This is a genomic window from Flavobacterium sp. AED (genome assembly GCF_000812945.1).
Taxonomy (GTDB): domain Bacteria; phylum Bacteroidota; class Bacteroidia; order Flavobacteriales; family Flavobacteriaceae; genus Flavobacterium.
Window position 1 is genome coordinate 901,231 of record NZ_JSYM01000001.1, and the last position, 16,684, is coordinate 917,914.

A 16,684-nucleotide genomic window follows, 5' to 3' on the forward strand; every position below is an offset into this window, starting at 1 on the left:
TTTAAGTTTAATTAGTATACAAAAATACAAATAGTTATTAATTTTCTTTTTATATAATTAAATTCAAAAGTATCAACTTTTTTGTTTATTCCCCAATAATATGCAGCTCAGTAAATTCTTTATCTACAATTAGATAATTGCTATTTTCAAAAGTTTTTTTATCAAATAAAACTTTTTCATTATCAATTTCTATCTTTTTAACTTTAAATGGTAATCCGATAAGATTTATTTTATATTTTGAATAATTAGTATCGTATTTTCCTTCTTTATGAACCTGTATTATTAGTTCTTTTTCCTTTCCTGTTGTTTGAAATGACAGAAAGCTATATCGCCCTTTTTTATAATCATATCCATCTTGAGCATCCTCATAAACTACCGACTTTTCTTTGCCTGCTTTGTAATAAACATCCAATGTTAACTCGTCAAATTCTAATTCTCCAACGTATTGTTGAATAGGATATTTTGGAATTATGGAACCTGATTTTACAAAAAGTAGGTTGCGCATTAATGGTTACACCAGATGATGCTACTGAGGTACAAGTTCCCAGTGTAGCCGTTAAGGCATAACTTCCTGTTGGAGCAGTTACTGTATTTCCTGAAATTACAACCCCAGTTGATGGACTTGCAGCATAGGTATAAGATGCATTATAATTAGTTATTGTAAAACTTCCTGTTGAGGTGTTGCAGGTTGGTTGAATTGAAGCGCTTAAAGTAGGCTGAGACGGTGCAGTATTAACAGTCAATATCCCATAATTCCCACTCTTTGTACAAGAAGGAGACCCGGCTGTAATTTTAGCTCTATATTTGTAATTATTCATCCCAGAAACAACACCACTAATAGTAAGAGTTGACGAGGTTACTCCTGAATAAGTAGCACCATTTGTTAAATCAACCCATCCAGTACCATTAGTATTGACCTGCCATAAATATGTAGGTGAGCCGCCATTCGTTGTAACAGTAAAAATAGCATTAAATCCAGAACAAGCAGAAACACTTGCTATATCAGTAATTGTAAATATACAGCTCCCTCCATAAATAACTAGATTAACCAAATCAATTACCGTAGAAGTTTCCGTAGAAGGAAAAATACCCGGAGTTACGTTTCCGTCAATTGTAATAGGCATAATTGATACAGTCGCATTAGGGTCGACGGCATAAATCTGACCTGTTCCATTACCCCCAGTTGTATCAAAAACGCCTATAATATTACCCCCAACAATAACATTCCCTTGCTTTTGAAGGGTTGAAGTCTGAGGGCTAAGTAAATCTCCCGCAATTACAACTGTACTCTTCCAGAAATCAGTAACTCCATTATTAATATAATTTCCATAAACTGCTAATTCAGCCAATCCATTTCCTGTAGGCATCAGAAAACTTCCTCCAGAATTAACTGTGAAATCTCCACTCACTGTAAGCCGTGTTGCATCATTAAGTTTCAAAGTCCCCGAAATACTTACAGTTTTTCCTGATGCATTTGCAGAAATAGTCACAGTTTTTCCTGATGGAATTACAACATTATGTGATGCTGTTGGTACTAAACCTAAAGACCAGTTTGAAGCAGTATTCCAATCACCGTTAGAACCTGTATATGTATTGGTTTGTGAAAAAACAACAGCCTGAACCAGCACTAAAAAAAGAGTAAAAAGTAATTTCTTAACCATATATCTGATGTTATTTTAATACGTTAATTTATAAAGTTAGGTTCTTGTAAAAGAAAAAACTTACATTAAAAAACAAATTAAAATAAACAATATCATAAAACACAATAAAGTCGTTGATAAGCATTTTTATTCGTTATACAACTGTTTTACATACAATTAAAAATCGCCAAAAAAAATACCCTGTCCATTTGAAACAGACAGGGTATTAATGTAAGTAATTTAATATTTTTTAATAAATAATTTTTCTGGTTACTGTTTGTCCATTTTTTAATACAATCTTCAGCAATAAAGTTTGCTCACTGGAAGTCAAGTTCAAAATTGTCATTTCATTGTTGTCAATGTTGACTTTTTTATAAATTAGCTTCCCCGGTATATCAAAAATTAAAATTTTATCAATTATTTCAGTTTCCGAATTAATTTTTATTTGTTTATTTTTAACCGAAACAACTACCTGATTATTTTCTTTGTCAAAATCTCCAGTTCCTAAGGTTTTATCGGTATAACACAACACGAATCTATCATTGAACACACCATCTTCTGTTTCAAAATCATAAGGTGATTGCTTCAAATCATGGATAACACTCAATAACTTATCTTCAAGATAAACAGTTTTATCAACAAATAAACCATCAACTTGACCAATACTTATTGAAAATCCTTCTTTTACACTAGAACTATAACCTAGAACCACTTTATCGTTTTCATCAAATGGTAACGATCTTCCTTGTATGGTTAAATTTTTATCTTCATGAACACTGTAAAAATCAATAAACTGATTCCCATCTAAACTTTCTCCATCAAAAGTAGTATCAAATCCTTCATTTGTAGCATTGGTAACATAACCAACCAGCATTTGTTTAAAAGCCCCTTTTTCATTTGTTAGGTTAAGCCAAACTCTATGTTTTTCAATCGTATTAGCTATTTTTTGTTTTGAATTACTAAACTTAAAAAACTGTGAATTATCCCCAGTAATAGCTCCTACGCCAACTCTCATGCTATTATTAAACACTGCATTCCCATTAGCTATTCCTGTTGCAAAAAATGCTTGACCCGCTGCTATTTTACCTGTTGGGATTACCCCTCCACTAATTGCCGAAGCTGTCGCAATACCTCCAACACCGTTATAAGAAGCATAATCATCTGATGTATAAGCATAAATTCCAGAACCGGCATATGCAGGAAGAACGATAGCCGAAGCTAATTGAATAGTTGTATTATGCGTCCAAAAATAGATTGTACCATCCAGCAATGTTTTATTTGCTAATAAAAATGCATCTGCATCTAAAGCGGACGGATATGGATTTCCTATAAGATTTGATGTTTCAACGCCAGTATAAACAACTGGAAATGTATAATTTCCGTTATTCGGAACTCCAAAAAAAGAAGCTTTATGATATCCGCTTGGAGGGTTTGGTGCAGGAAAAAACTGTGGACCACGTACAATATATCCCTTTCCAATTACCATTGCAATCCCAGTATTAGCAAAATCCCAATAATCCGTAACTGGATTAAAGGAATAAAACTTATCCCAAAGTGTATTAGGAGACAGGTCATACAACGTTTGTGGTGAAACTGGAGAGGACCAGTATGTAAAATCAAATTTATTGATTAAAGTTGTATTTCTTTTATATTTTATGTTTCCTGCATTTACAGCCGCATCATTAATCTGAACCAAACTTGCATCATTTTCAAATGTTAAAGTTCCAGCTCCTACTCCTGTTCCTAAAACAGTCACTTCATTAACTATTTTCAAAATCCCTCCTGACAAAATGGTTGCTGAAACACCTGCGCTTACCTTGCAAGAACAACCATCAACATTGGTTGCTGATGAATAAAATCCATTAAAAACAATATTGTCTGAAAGAGTTGGTGCTCCATTAAGCCAAGTTGATCCATCCCATGTTTTTGTAATCAATCCTATTACAGGCACATTTGCAGACTGAGATGAAGTACAAGTACCATTAGAAACTGTATAATTATAAGTTCCTGCTGCAATTCCAGAAATAGTGGTACTTATACCTGAGCCAGTATATCCTCCTGGATTTATTGTCCATGAGCCGGAGGACGGCAAACCGCTTAAGACTACACTCCCAGTTCCTAGAGCACAGGTGGGTTGAGTAATCATCCCTACTATTGGAGCTGACGGAGTTGATGGTTGTGGATTTACAGTAACACTTTTTATTGACGAAACACATCCTGATGCATTTTTTGCCGTAACATTATAAGCTCCTACTCCCACAGAGCTAAAAACACCTGTTGTATTTGTATAATTAACCCCATCTATACTATATGTCATTCCTGAACCCGTTGGAGCAGTAATCGTTATTGTTCCACTAGCACTTGAACAACTAGGTTGTGAGGTTACACTTGCAGTTGGTGTGGCTGGAGAGCTATTGCTTAAACTAACCCATAAATAACTTTGACCAGTGTTACCACATCCTAAATTATTAGCATATACTGAAATATTATTACTTTGCAATGTCGTTCCTGTTGTAACTACTAAAGAAGTCGTTCCCTGTCCGCTAACATAAGTCCATCCTGTAGGAATAACCCACGTATAACTAGATGCATTCGCTACAGGTGCAATACTAAATGTTACAGCTGTTGAGGCACAATACGTTGTTCCTGGCGATGCCGCAATACCAGCTCCACCATTTACAGATATCAATCCAGGAGTAGAAACGGTTCCATAAACCGTAATTTTAACTGAATTTGAGTACAATAAACTACAACCTCCATTTTTTACCACTGCACGATAATAAGTATCAGCAGTACGGTTACTGGCAGTATAAGGAGATCCTGTATTCGCAATAGACGTGCCAGCAGTAGCAAAATTATCAGTAGAAGATTCCCATCTGACAATGCTTCCTGTATATCCTGATAATGTTAAATTAGTGCTATTAAACCCTGAGCAAACGTTAGTATTAGCAGGCGTTAAAGTTCCGGCAACTGTTGTTGCAGATACTGTGACAAAAGAATATGCTGCTCCCGAAGTACCACAACCATTAGCTGCTGTAACAGTAATATTACCTGAACCAGCAGAACCAGTTGTTATAGTAATTGAATTTGTTCCTGCACCACTTATTATTGTCCCTACTGGAACTGTCCAGTTATAAGTAATCGCATTTGGGACAGCAGCAACACTATATACCTGCCCCGTAGTTGTTGCGCATTGAGCAGTTAAACCTGTTATTGCACCAGGTGTTGCTGGTGCAGCCGGACTAATTACAAAAGAAACAACATTGCTATTATTACTACAACCTGCATTTACATTACTTGTTATTACACGTCGATAATATCTATTTAAATTACCAGTTGCTGCTGTAGCAGTAATAATAGGAATAGTATAATCCTCACTGGTAGCTCCTGATATATTTGCCCAATTTGAATTATCAGAAGAAAACTGCCATTGAAAAGTAATTGTTCCAGCAGGAAATCCATATGTTGTAAAACTAGATCCGTCTAATGTAGTTGTAAAAGGTGAACAGACATTAATCGTAGGCTGTACTACTGTATTCAAAGTGCTTAACGATTTAATATCAAAACCTACCTGACTTAACCCTCCATTTTCGTAATAATCATAAATCAAATTACTACTGCCTGAAAGATATACCATAGCATAACCCGTTTGAATACCATGATCATTCCAATTATCATAAACCCTTGTACCGTCTACGTAAAGTCGATTTCCGTCATCTCCTTTTAGAGTAACGATATAACAACCCGCAGCCTTCGTTGATTTCATGCTATATCGAACTGCAAAACTTTGCGCATCTATATTTACTAAATTAGTTCCGTTTGATAAAACCGGAAAACAATAATTATTTGTTGCAACACCTCCTCCAGAAAATTCTTGATAAAAATTCTCTGATTCAGTATAATAACCTGCATAGCTACTAGATAAATAAGGATTTGTATTGGTTGGAACTGTTGTTGGAGATGCTCCTCCAGGAGAACCGCCGGCTACATAATTGTATATATGACCTATCCAAGAATCGGCACCTTGAGCAGTTTGTGAATCTTGAGTATTTCCTAGACTTACTAATGTCAAAGTAAGTGTTCCCCCAAGTGAATTATCATTTAAACAATTGCCTCTTGATAAAAGAATTTTTATTTGTCCAGAAATTGTAGAAGTCCAATTTGTTATAGAAGCCGTATTTCCGCCACTTGCTGAAACAGGTATAGCAAAATTCGCATTAGTTGAAGCATCAAGAAGGGTAAGATTTTCTTGACCAGAAAAAACATTTCCAACATAAAAAGTATAAGTATACCCTTTTACAACATTTAACAAAGCATATTGGCCTGCATTTACGGTTGCAGTAGTTATAGGGCTATTATTATCAATACAAAAAGTGTATGTTCCTACGGACGTAAGTGGAGTACCTGTATAAGTACACTGTCCATAACCTATTACAATATTTAAAAAAAGTGAAATAACGAGAAGTGAAAATTTATTCATTAAGGGGGCTTGGTATCTAACTGAAATTTATTTGACAAATACTATTTAGTGTTTTAAAAACATCTTCCAACTAAATAATTTAGCAGAGAAAACATTTAACATGTTTTAAGTATTTAAATACTAATTACTTATCTTACAAAGATACTCTGCACGCATGGCTTATCAAAACAAATTAAATTTTATCGACTAAAAACCATTTTAATCGATTTTATACCATTTTGTTTAACACATAAAAAATAAATAAACATTTAAATATATACTAATCAATAAATTAAATTAAAAAATTAAAAAAAATAAGTTAAACAAAATAAAGACTAATTCACTCTATAATTATATTTAAAAAATATACGAAAACGTAATAGTAAAAATGAATTAACTTATTTAATTCTAAGAAATAATAGTTCAAAAAACAAATCCCCTTTTTTATATTTCAAAAAACAAATAATTAAAATGTTATTTTTACCACTAATTTATCTCTATTATTCTTTGCATATTTACAGATTCTTCCCATAACCATGAATGATATTTTTTCCATAAAAGAAGCCATAAATAAGATAGAGCATTTTTGTGCCTATCAAGAACGTTGTCACGAAGAAGTAATGCAAAAATTGAGAACTATGAAAATGGATTCAGAAGAAATCGACACCATTATGGTGCATCTTATCAGTGATAACTTTCTCAATGAAGAACGTTTTGCCTGTAGTTTTGCAAGAGGAAAGCACCGAATTAAACAGTGGGGGAAAATTAGGATTATAAACGAATTAAAGTCAAAAAAAATAACACAAACTCTTATCAATATTGCATTGAAAGAAATCTCATCTGAAGAATATGCAACAACTTTTCACACTTTAGCAGAAAGAAATTGGGAATCCATACGAGAAACTAATTTGATAAAAAAACGTAAAAAATTCTGTGATTATATGTTACGCAGAGGGTTTGAGAGCAATTTAGTCTTTGAAAAAGTCAAAGAGCTGGAGAATTTAAAAGAGTAATAAAAAACACCTATGGAATCCTAAATTACAAACTCAAAAGTACGCTTACAGCATTTCCACCAAAACCTACAGCATTAATTAATACTTTTCTAATCGGTTTTGTCTGCAATTGTGCTTCCGCATAAGGAACTCCGATGAAGGTATTGTGTTGCATCATCATCATGGCCAATTCCATACTGAGTATTCCTGAAGCGCCAAAAGTGTGTCCAATTTTCCATTTATTGGTAGTCAACAAAGGAAGTGTTTCACCAAAGACTTTCTCAATGGCCCTGTATTCAGTTAAATCACCTTTTATAGTTCCCGGTGCGTGCATGACAATCACATCAACTTCGGATAAATCCGTATTTTGTAAAGCCATTTTCATCGATTTCTGGAAACAAGTCGCTTCCGCCGAAATGGAAATATTATGTTCCAAAACTTCCGTAGCATAACCAATTCCTTCTATATAAGCCAGTGCATTTTCTGTTGCACCAATTTCGAGACAACAAACTCCGGCACCTTCCCCAAGAATCATCGTGCTTTGTTTCTTTTCTAAATCAAGAGCACGATTGGGATACGTCTCTTCACTATTCGAATAAATTTTCAACGCCCGCATTTGCGCAATCGTAAAATCTGTTAAAGGCGCTTCGCTACCACCAACCAGAAATTTATCAGCCATTCCAGATCGTAGCCAAGCCACTCCATTTAATACTGCATGCAAAGCGGTGGAACAAGTTATGGAATGCGAGATTTCCGGACCTGAACTTTGCAAATCATGGCTCACCCACGAGGAAATATTTCCCAGAGTTGTTGTAGGTGAAGCAAGTGTATGCGCTTTTCCGGTTTCTAAATAGTCGCGATAATGCTTTTCGAATAAATCTGTTGCACCGCGAGAAGAACCAATGTTGATTCCAAAAACATCATTTTGAGTCCAACCTGCATTTCGCATCGCTTTTCTTGAAGCTGCCATTGCATACAAAACGGACTTATCTAACGATTTGTATTTATTATCCGATTCTCGTAATTCGGAAATAACTTGCTCTGAGTTAGTGTCTAACGCCGCTACAAAGGTCTTTTTACAATCTAAGTCAAGCTTTGTAAAACAATGATTTTCATTCCGGTAATTTTTCCAAATCTCTTCTGGTGTATTCCCTAAAGGTGAAATGGAAGCTATGGCAGTTATGGAGATTGTTTGAGACAAAATAGTTGTTATTTAAGCGCAAAGGTCGCAAAGTTTTTTGCAAAATTCACGAGGGTTTGAAAATTTATACATTCAAAACACCGCTTTATTGTTATAAATTTAAGCTATTTCTAAAGCCTTTTCGACCACTTGATATACTTTTTGCAATTGCTCATCGGTGATAATATAAGGAGGCAAAATGTAAACTATGTTGCCTACAGGACGCAGAATTATTCCGTTTTCGATAAAGAAATCATAGAGTTTGTTGCGCAAGGTTCCATAATAACTGGCGGCACTGTCGGTTTTTATTTCTAATGCAAAAATGACTCCGAGTACACGCGTTGTGGTTACTTTTGGATGTTTTTTTATATGTTCCTGAAAGTCCAAATGACTTTGATTTACTCTGACAATATTAGCTTGCATTTCATTGGTTTTCAACAATTCAAAACTTGCCAAAGCCGCCGCACAACCCGTAGGATTTGCCGTAAAAGTATGTCCGTGAAACAATGCTTTATTAATATCTTCATCATAAAATGCCTCGAAAATGTCTTGGGTAAAAGTCGTAATCGCCATAGGAATAGTGCCGCCGGTCAACGCTTTTGACAAACACATCATGTCTGGCTTTTCAACCTGATAATCTGTTGCAAAAGTTTTACCTGTTTTTCCAAAACCCGTCATCACTTCATCGGCAATGGTGAGCACTTTATTTTCCTGACAAATACGCATCAATTCATCTAATGCTTCCGGCTCATACATCACCATTCCTGCTGCTCCTTGAACCAAAGGTTCATAAATAAAACCAGCGCAGCTATTCTCTTTTATTACTTTATTCAGTGCATCGTAACTTTCCTGTTCTTTTCCTTTCATGGGAACCGGAATCCGAACCACATCAATAAACATCCCTTGAAAAGCTTGCGTATAAAATGAAATTCCGCTTGCCGCCATTGCTGCAAAGGTATCGCCATGAAAAGCATTTTCAAAAGCAATTATTGTAGTTCTCTTTTCCCCTTTATTGAAAAAATATTGTAAAGCGACCTTTATAGCTACTTCAACCGCCGTAGAACCATTATCCGAAAAGAATATTTTTTGCTGATTTTTTGGTAAAATCTCCATCAACTTCTCCGCAACAAAAATAGCTGGCTCATGTGTAAACCCACCAAAAAGTACGTGTTCTAATGTCGTGAGTTGTTTGTAAATCGCATCGGCAATGAATTTATTTGAATGCCCGTAAGGATTCACCCACCAGGAAGCGATTGCATCAATATATTCTTTATCATTTTCGTCCCAGAGCAAAGCGCCTTCTCCTTTTTTAATAGCAATTGGCAACGCTGCAGTTTTATGTTGTGTATAAGGATGCCAAAGATATTGGCTGTCTCTTTCTTTTAAATTCATTTGAATTTTTGATTTTTGATTAACGATTGCTGATTTCAGATTTCTAAATTAGATGTTACAACTCCAATAAGTTATCCCGAAACAAATCAGCATATTCTTTTATTACATTTTGGTCAAAATACGGTTCTTGTTCAATTCTTCCAATGCATTTTATACCAGTTTTATTCAAAATTATTGTTTCCGTAGCTTTATTTTCTTCACCATTAAATAGGATTCCAGCAATATTGATTTTTCGATTTTGCAACGCTTCAATCGTGAGCAAAGTATGATTGATACTTCCCAAATAATGTCTGGAAACAACAATAACTTTATAATCGGGTTGAATCAAATCAATAACCGAATCCGTATCATTTAATGGAACAAAAACACCTCCAGCACCTTCAATTACTAAATGATTAGCTGTCTTAGGTTCTGTGATTTTCTTTAAATCAATAATGATCCCATCTAATTCTGCTGCTAAGTGCGGACTTGCCGGCGTATTCAAAGCATAACTATTAGGATGAATTACCGTCTTTTTATTAGACAAAAACGATTTAATTTTATGACTGTCCGAATTTTCTAAATCACCAGCTTGGATTGGTTTCCAATAATCGGCTTCTAGTGATTCCGTTATAATGGCTGATGCAATGGTTTTGCCTACATCGGTAGATATGCCTGTAATGAATAGTTTCATTTTTTTATTTTAAAAGACAAAAGTACTCAACAATCGTAATACTTCGGAGATTTCTTCTTTTGAATTAAAGCTGTGCAAACAAAATCGCAAACGCTCTTGCCCTTCAGGAACGGTAGGAGATAAAATAGCTTTTACATCAAACCCTTTTTCTTGTAGTTTTTGGGCTATGGATTTAACATTTTCATTTCCCGGAATAATCGCTGATTGTATGGCTGATTTGCTTCGAACAAACAATTGTTTTAATCCTAATAAATTCTTCTCTTGGTTGAAATGAATGATGTTTTCTCTAAGTAGTTCTATATTTTTATTTTCTTTGTCTAAATAGCGGTACCCCATTAAAATCGTGGCAACCGAATGTGGCGAGAGCCCTGTGGTGTAAATAAAGCTTCGGGAAAAATTCACTAAATAATCCCTCAATTCTGGAGCACCTAAAATCGCAGCACCATGACATCCCAATCCTTTTCCGAAAGTCATAATCCGGGCGAAAACCTGATCTTGCAAGTTTAAATACTGAACCAATCCTTCGCCTTTTGAGCCAAAAACTCCCAAAGCATGCGCTTCATCAATAACTAAATAACAATTGTGTTTTTCAGACACTTGAACTAATTCTTCAAGATTTGGCGTATCACCATCCATCGAAAAAACAGACTCGGTAACTATATAAATGACAGCGCTTTGATTTCTAAGAATTAATCGTTCCAAATCCTCAAAATCATTATGATTAAATTTATACGCTTTGGCATTCGATAATTGTATTCCATCCCGAATGGAAGCGTGACACAATTCGTCGTATAAAATCAAATCCCTTTTTTGCGGAAGCGAACTAAAAAATCCAACATTGGCATCATAACCTGAATTAAAAATTAATGCCGATTCCGATTTATGAAACTGTGCTATGAAGTTTTCAGTTTCCTGATATAGTTTATGATTTCCAGATAATAATCTGGAGCCAGTTGCACCGTTTTGAATATCATTAGTTTCAATTAGATACTGGTGCGTCTTGTGAAAAATAGTTTCTGATTTAGACAATCCAAGATAATCATTGGAGGCAAAATCAATCCCTTTACTTGATAAAGGCAATTGTCGCAAGGCATTGTTTTGCTTTCGGACTTCAAGTTTAACAGATAGATTTTCTGGAAATTTTCTCATAGGTCACAAAAATAAGCAACTTTTTCGGTTTATATATTTTGTATCATTTTTGTTTGACGACTTCTTAAAATTAAGCTGTTTTTAAGATATTGCTTCGACTTCCAAATTGCATTATATTATTCATAAAAATTAAATTCTTTAAAAATTAACAATTGAAAAATAATAGCTGAAATAAAATTGATAAAAATTTACGAAAACGGTTTCGATTCAATATTTTGTTAATATTATGTTAAAATTATCTTAAAATTAACTCCAAAAATATTTCATTATAAAATAGTTTTCTACTTTCGGCCATTATGAAACGAATTGCATCACTTTTCTTATTAGTAACATTGTTTTACAATGTTCTGGGATACTATCTGATGTTTGCTTATCAACAAGAGCAAGCATGGGTGACTAGTATGGAAAAAGCACCTAGTTCAGAGATGCACGTAATTAAATTGAATGCCACTTTATATTCTTTCATTGAAGACACTGATTTTGAATACGTAAATGAAGATGTGGTTATTAACAATAAAAGTTACCATATTTTCAAAAAAAGAATTCAAAATAACATCCTAAGCCTTTATTATCTTCATAATTCACATCAAGATGCAATAGGCAAAGACTTAAAAGACATTGTTGACAATCAATTATTCAATGGCGCTTCTTCAAAAGATGCTCCTGTAAAAAAACTGATGAAATCTTTTCTACAAGATTACATCCCAAATAATACTGTTGCGGTTGATTTTTCTCCCAAAACAGCTATACATTCGATTGAACCTATCATTACGCCAAACATGGCATTAGATTCTGGATACTTTTCTTTATCGTATTCTCCACCAGACATCGCATAATCTTCTTTTATTTCTTGTGAAATCTTTCACAGAGGTAAACATTTGCAAAAGCATTATAATTCATGATTGCTTAAGCTAAAATGTACATTAATTACAAATATTTAAAATTCACCAGTTAGAAAACACAAACCATTTTACTGTGTTTTTAAAAACTTCTCGTTTTTGAGAGTAAAATATTGGCCTATTTACTATTTTTAATTTGCAGTTACGTTTTTCTGCTTTCTTTATCTAGACTTAAATTCATTTGCAAATCCCTAAAAGAATTTCTTAAAACCATTTGTTCCAAAGTAATCTTTTAGTCATTCATTTTCTTTGTTAAACTAGACAAAAAAATTGGCGAAAGCCAAAAAAATCTCATTTACAAAGTTAAGAAATCTATTAATCAGCTTACATTTTTTTAATACCAACCTACTCTATCGCGAAAGAAGTTGTTGTTGGTGAATTTTATACTATTAACCATTCAAACAAACCAAACCTTGAAAAATTTATCTTTTTTACATTCCGCTTTTATTTTTATTTTATTCCTTACAATTGCTTTTAATACTCAAAACATGACAGCTCAAGGTTGTGTAGCCGTACGTCAAATGGGAGGACAAAACATGAACTCTTCTAATTCCTACGATCTAAATGAAGGTGAGTTCCAGGTTGGAACCAATTATCGCTATTTTCATTCTTGGAGACACTTTGTCGGTAAAGAAGAACAACCACAACGCCAATTAACTGGAGGTGGATTTGATGCAAATGGGAATGAACGCGGTAATGCAGTAAATATCTATTCTCATGCAGTCGATTTAAATATATCTTACGGATTAACTGACCGTATCCAGTTGAATGCGACATTACCTTATGTAAATAATGAACGCTCTCAAGTACTAAAACAAACTACTCCGGTAAAAAACACCTATCGTTATAGTGTTTATGCTGATGGTATAGCTGATGCACGTTTAAGTGTAAACTATTGGGTTTTTGATCCTAAAACGGCAAAAAAAGGAAACCTTATGGTAGGATTAGGTGTGAAATTAAACACAGGTAGTCATGATCGAAGAGATGATGCTCCACAAGCAGACGGAACTACCAAAAGTGTTGTAATGGACCAAGCTATTCAACCTGGTGATGGAGGTGTTGGTTTTTCAGTAGAATTACAAGCCTTTAGACAATTAACTGGGCGTCTTTATGGTTTTGCAAATGGATATTATTTATTTAATCCAAGAGAATCTAATGGCACTTTCAAATCAGCACCAAAAGCTGGATTGGAAGGATATGAAATCTACGCTAGTCCAGACCAATATTTTGGCCGAGCTGGTTTTATGGCTGCTGTTGACAAAAAAGAAAATTTCACAGTATCATTAGCCGGAAGATTTGAGGGCATCCCTGCTTATGACGCTTTTGGTGGCCAAGTGGCATACCGTCGTCCTGGATATGTTATTGCTGTTGAATATGGCTTTTCGTATCGCATAGGAAAACATGGTTTCAGTCTTTACATCCCTTACAATGTTGTAAAAAACCGTATTCAAAGCGCTGCTGATATTGCTTCTCAAGATTTACAAAATTCAGTAATTACTGATCCAAGTAAATATGTACATGTTCAAGGTGATGCCGCTTTTGCTGATTACTCTATCAATGTTGGTTATTCGTATCGTTTCAATTTAAATAAAAAAATGACAATGTCAATGAAGCATTAATTTTAGATTAATAAATGAAGAGAATTAATTCTCTTCATTTATTCTTTTAGAAAAAATTGCAAACAAAAGATTACTAATGCCATTTCATAATTAAACCATTTTATTAAAATGAAAAAATTTTACTTAAGTTGCTTATTATTAGCGCCTATTTTTATGAATGCTCAAACAGATATTGACGGTATCATGATGAGTAAAAACAATTTTTGTGTTGGAGCAATATATCAATACAGTAGCTGGGATGAATATTGGGAAGGATCTCTTAAAAGAGAGAATCTAAATCTTGGCACGGTATCCACAAAATCAATTGGACTTATGGGAAATTATGGTATCTCAGATAAATTGAATGCTATTTTTAGTGTGCCGTATGTAGAAACAAATGCTTCTGCCGGAACCATGAAAGGTCAAAAAGGAATACAAGATCTTTCGCTTACGCTAAAATACATGCCTCTGGAGAAAACAGTTGGCCAGTCAACCTATTCCATTTATGCATTGGGAAGTTTTTCAACACCTCTATCCGATTATCCAGCTGACTATTTACCCTTAAGCCTTGGTTTACATAGCAAAACAGCTACATTGCGATTAATGGGAGATTATCAAAGAGGAAACTTCTTTGCTACATTATCTGGTGCTTATATAAAAAGAGCGAATATAACAATTGACAGAAATGCTTATTTAACTGACGAAATCCATTACACGAACGAAGTTGATATGCCTGATGCTATTTCAGTGAACTTTAGAGCTGGTTATCGTTCTAATAGATTAATTGCTGAGTTCATTATAGACAATTGGGTAACCCAATCTGGAGGATTTGACATTACAAAAAATAATATGCCTTTTCCAAGTAATACCATGAATGCACTAAAATATGGTGTTAATTCAAAATATACATTTAAAAAAATACCTGAATTATCTCTTGTAGGCGGTTATAACTATGTTGTAGAAGGTAGAAACGTTGGAAAATCAGACACCTTTTATGGTGGTTTGTTTTATGTGATTAATTTTAAAAAATAGCAAATCAAGATGAAAAATAATATACAAAAAATAGCCTATACTACTCTTATAACTTTATTTCTTGCCTGTACTTATTCGTGTAGTGATGATATTACTGAAAAAAACGAACAATTTCAAGCTTTAAATCCTACCAATACAGACGATGCAGCCGGAACTTGGAAAACTTTTTTATTAACAACTCCAAGCGAATTCCCACTTGATGCACCTGTTGCCACAAGTACACCAGCATACACAAGAGAAATCAATGAAATAAAAAGCTACCAAGTCAATATATCAGAAGATCAAAAAAGAATAATAAAATATTGGAGCGCTGGTGGCGTTTTACGCTGGAATGAAATCATGCGAACTTTAGTGGCAAGACACAACCGTCCTCCTTATCAAAATGAAGATGGAACCTATCCTGCACCATCAGCGGCGAATCCTTTTGCAAATCCGCAATTTCCATTTTCAAATCCACCTTATGCAGCAAGAGCTTATGCCTATGTAAGTGCAGCCCAATATGATGCAATGGTTGCCACTTGGTATTATAAAAAACTATACAATAGAGCAGCTCCGTTTACTGTTGATGCAACATTACAAGTTTTAATTCCAAAAAGTCCTATGCCTTCTTATCCTTCAGAAGACGGTGTATTATCTGGTGTAACTGTTGAATTATTAAAACTATTGTTCCCAACTGAAATCGCATACATTGACGGAAAAGCGGAAGAACAAAAACTATATCGTATTATTAGCGGTGCTAATGTTCGAAGTGACGTAGAAGCCGGTATTATTTTAGGCAGAAAAATTGCTGCAAAATTTATTGCACGTGCCAGTACAGATGGGGCTGGAGCTGCAATTGGAACCCCAGCAATTTGGGCTCAATTAGAAACACAAACTGCGGCTACAGGAGAAACACCATGGAAGTCTTTGGATTTACCGGCAAGACCTCCAATGTTGCCTTTATTTGGAAAAGTAAAATCATTTCTTATGACTCCTGAAATGGTTGTAGCGAGTCGTCCAGTGGCACCGCCTTCCACAAAATCAGAGCAATTTGCAAAAGAATTAGCTGAAATAAAAAATTATGGCAATAATCCATCAAGAAAAAACATGGAAATTGTTACTTTTTGGGCTGATGGTGTAGGAACTTATACACCACCTGGGCACTGGAATGCTATTGCATCAGCGTCATTTGTAGAACAAAATTATAGCGAAGTGCGATGGGCAAGAAATATGGCATTACTGAATATTGCCATGATGGATGCCGCCATTAGCTGTTGGGATGCTAAGTATACTTATTTTAATCCAAGACCATCACAAATGGATCCTTCTATAAAAACAATAACTGGAGTTCCTAATTTCCCTTCCTATGTATCGGGTCATTCTACTTTTAGTGGTGCTGCTTGTGTTGTTTTATCGCATTTTATTCCTGCAAAATCACAAATTTTTATAAATATGGCAAAAGAAGCATCTGATTCTAGAATGTTTGGCTGTATTCACTACAGAAGTGATTGTGAAAAAGGACTTGAATTAGGTGAAAAAGTAGGTGGCTTTGCCATTGCAAGAGCCGCTACAGACGGTGCTGAATAATTTAAATAAATAAGTTGATACTTTGTTTTAATGGTTTGTTTTAATATTTCATTTTATCAACCAAAGCCTAACAGACGTTGGAAATCTGTTAGGCTTTTATTCTT

The 16,684-nt window shown here is 34.4% G+C and carries 11 protein-coding genes and 1 pseudogene; 5 read left to right on the forward strand and 7 right to left on the reverse strand.

The features are described from left to right. Positions 1 to 85 precede the first annotated feature (85 nt). The 3 genes and pseudogenes from OA85_RS04060 to OA85_RS16980 form a co-directional block, all read right to left on the reverse strand. A pseudogene (locus OA85_RS04060) lies at positions 86 to 493 on the reverse strand (DUF5110 domain-containing protein); the annotation flags it as partial. Continuing rightward, positions 423 to 1,661: a hypothetical protein gene (locus tag OA85_RS04065; protein WP_039108209.1), complete on the reverse strand. Its 1,239-nt coding sequence runs from the start codon at positions 1,659 to 1,661 to the stop codon at positions 423 to 425. The pseudogene OA85_RS04060 and the gene OA85_RS04065, both read right to left, overlap by 71 nt. A 229-nt stretch (positions 1,662 to 1,890) precedes the next feature. Then, positions 1,891 to 6,120, reverse strand: a complete 4,230-nt coding sequence (locus OA85_RS16980; RefSeq protein ID WP_052257139.1) for a T9SS sorting signal type C domain-containing protein — start codon at positions 6,118 to 6,120, stop codon at positions 1,891 to 1,893. Between the two features lie 515 nt (positions 6,121 to 6,635). Here OA85_RS16980 and OA85_RS04075 point away from each other — a divergent pair. Beyond that, the gene (locus OA85_RS04075) at positions 6,636 to 7,112 is read left to right on the forward strand and encodes a regulatory protein RecX (protein WP_039108210.1); all 477 of its coding nucleotides are present in this window, start codon (positions 6,636 to 6,638) and stop codon (positions 7,110 to 7,112) included. Between the two features lie 25 nt (positions 7,113 to 7,137). Here OA85_RS04075 and OA85_RS04080 read toward each other — a convergent pair whose 3' ends face one another. The 4 genes from OA85_RS04080 to OA85_RS04095 form a co-directional block, all read right to left on the reverse strand. Continuing rightward, positions 7,138 to 8,292, reverse strand: coding sequence for a beta-ketoacyl synthase N-terminal-like domain-containing protein (locus OA85_RS04080; RefSeq protein WP_039108211.1), 1,155 nt, complete (start codon positions 8,290 to 8,292; stop codon positions 7,138 to 7,140). A 99-nt stretch (positions 8,293 to 8,391) separates the two neighbouring features. After that, positions 8,392 to 9,663, reverse strand: a complete 1,272-nt coding sequence (gene bioA, locus OA85_RS04085) for an adenosylmethionine--8-amino-7-oxononanoate transaminase (protein WP_039108212.1) — start codon at positions 9,661 to 9,663, stop codon at positions 8,392 to 8,394. Positions 9,664 to 9,718: 55 nt separating this feature from the next. Further along, positions 9,719 to 10,336, reverse strand: coding sequence for a dethiobiotin synthase (bioD, locus tag OA85_RS04090; RefSeq protein ID WP_039108213.1), 618 nt, complete (start codon positions 10,334 to 10,336; stop codon positions 9,719 to 9,721). A gap of 9 nt (positions 10,337 to 10,345) precedes the next feature. Next, positions 10,346 to 11,485, reverse strand: a complete 1,140-nt coding sequence (locus OA85_RS04095) for an 8-amino-7-oxononanoate synthase (protein ID WP_039108215.1) — start codon at positions 11,483 to 11,485, stop codon at positions 10,346 to 10,348. A gap of 296 nt (positions 11,486 to 11,781) precedes the next feature. Between OA85_RS04095 and OA85_RS04100 the strand changes: the two genes are divergently transcribed. The 4 genes from OA85_RS04100 (at position 11,782) to OA85_RS04115 (ending at position 16,580) form a co-directional block, all read left to right on the forward strand. Further along, complete coding sequence (locus OA85_RS04100) at positions 11,782 to 12,321, forward strand: hypothetical protein (protein ID WP_156129408.1); 540 nt, start codon at positions 11,782 to 11,784, stop codon at positions 12,319 to 12,321. Positions 12,322 to 12,797: 476 nt separating this feature from the next. Continuing rightward, a complete protein-coding gene (locus OA85_RS04105) occupies positions 12,798 to 14,003 on the forward strand; it encodes a hypothetical protein (RefSeq protein WP_156129409.1) in 1,206 nt (401 codons plus the stop codon). A gap of 108 nt (positions 14,004 to 14,111) precedes the next feature. Further along, complete coding sequence (locus tag OA85_RS04110; protein ID WP_039108217.1) at positions 14,112 to 15,014, forward strand: transporter; 903 nt, start codon at positions 14,112 to 14,114, stop codon at positions 15,012 to 15,014. A 9-nt stretch (positions 15,015 to 15,023) separates the two neighbouring features. Further along, complete coding sequence (locus OA85_RS04115) at positions 15,024 to 16,580, forward strand: vanadium-dependent haloperoxidase (protein WP_039108218.1); 1,557 nt, start codon at positions 15,024 to 15,026, stop codon at positions 16,578 to 16,580. Positions 16,581 to 16,684 lie beyond the last annotated feature (104 nt).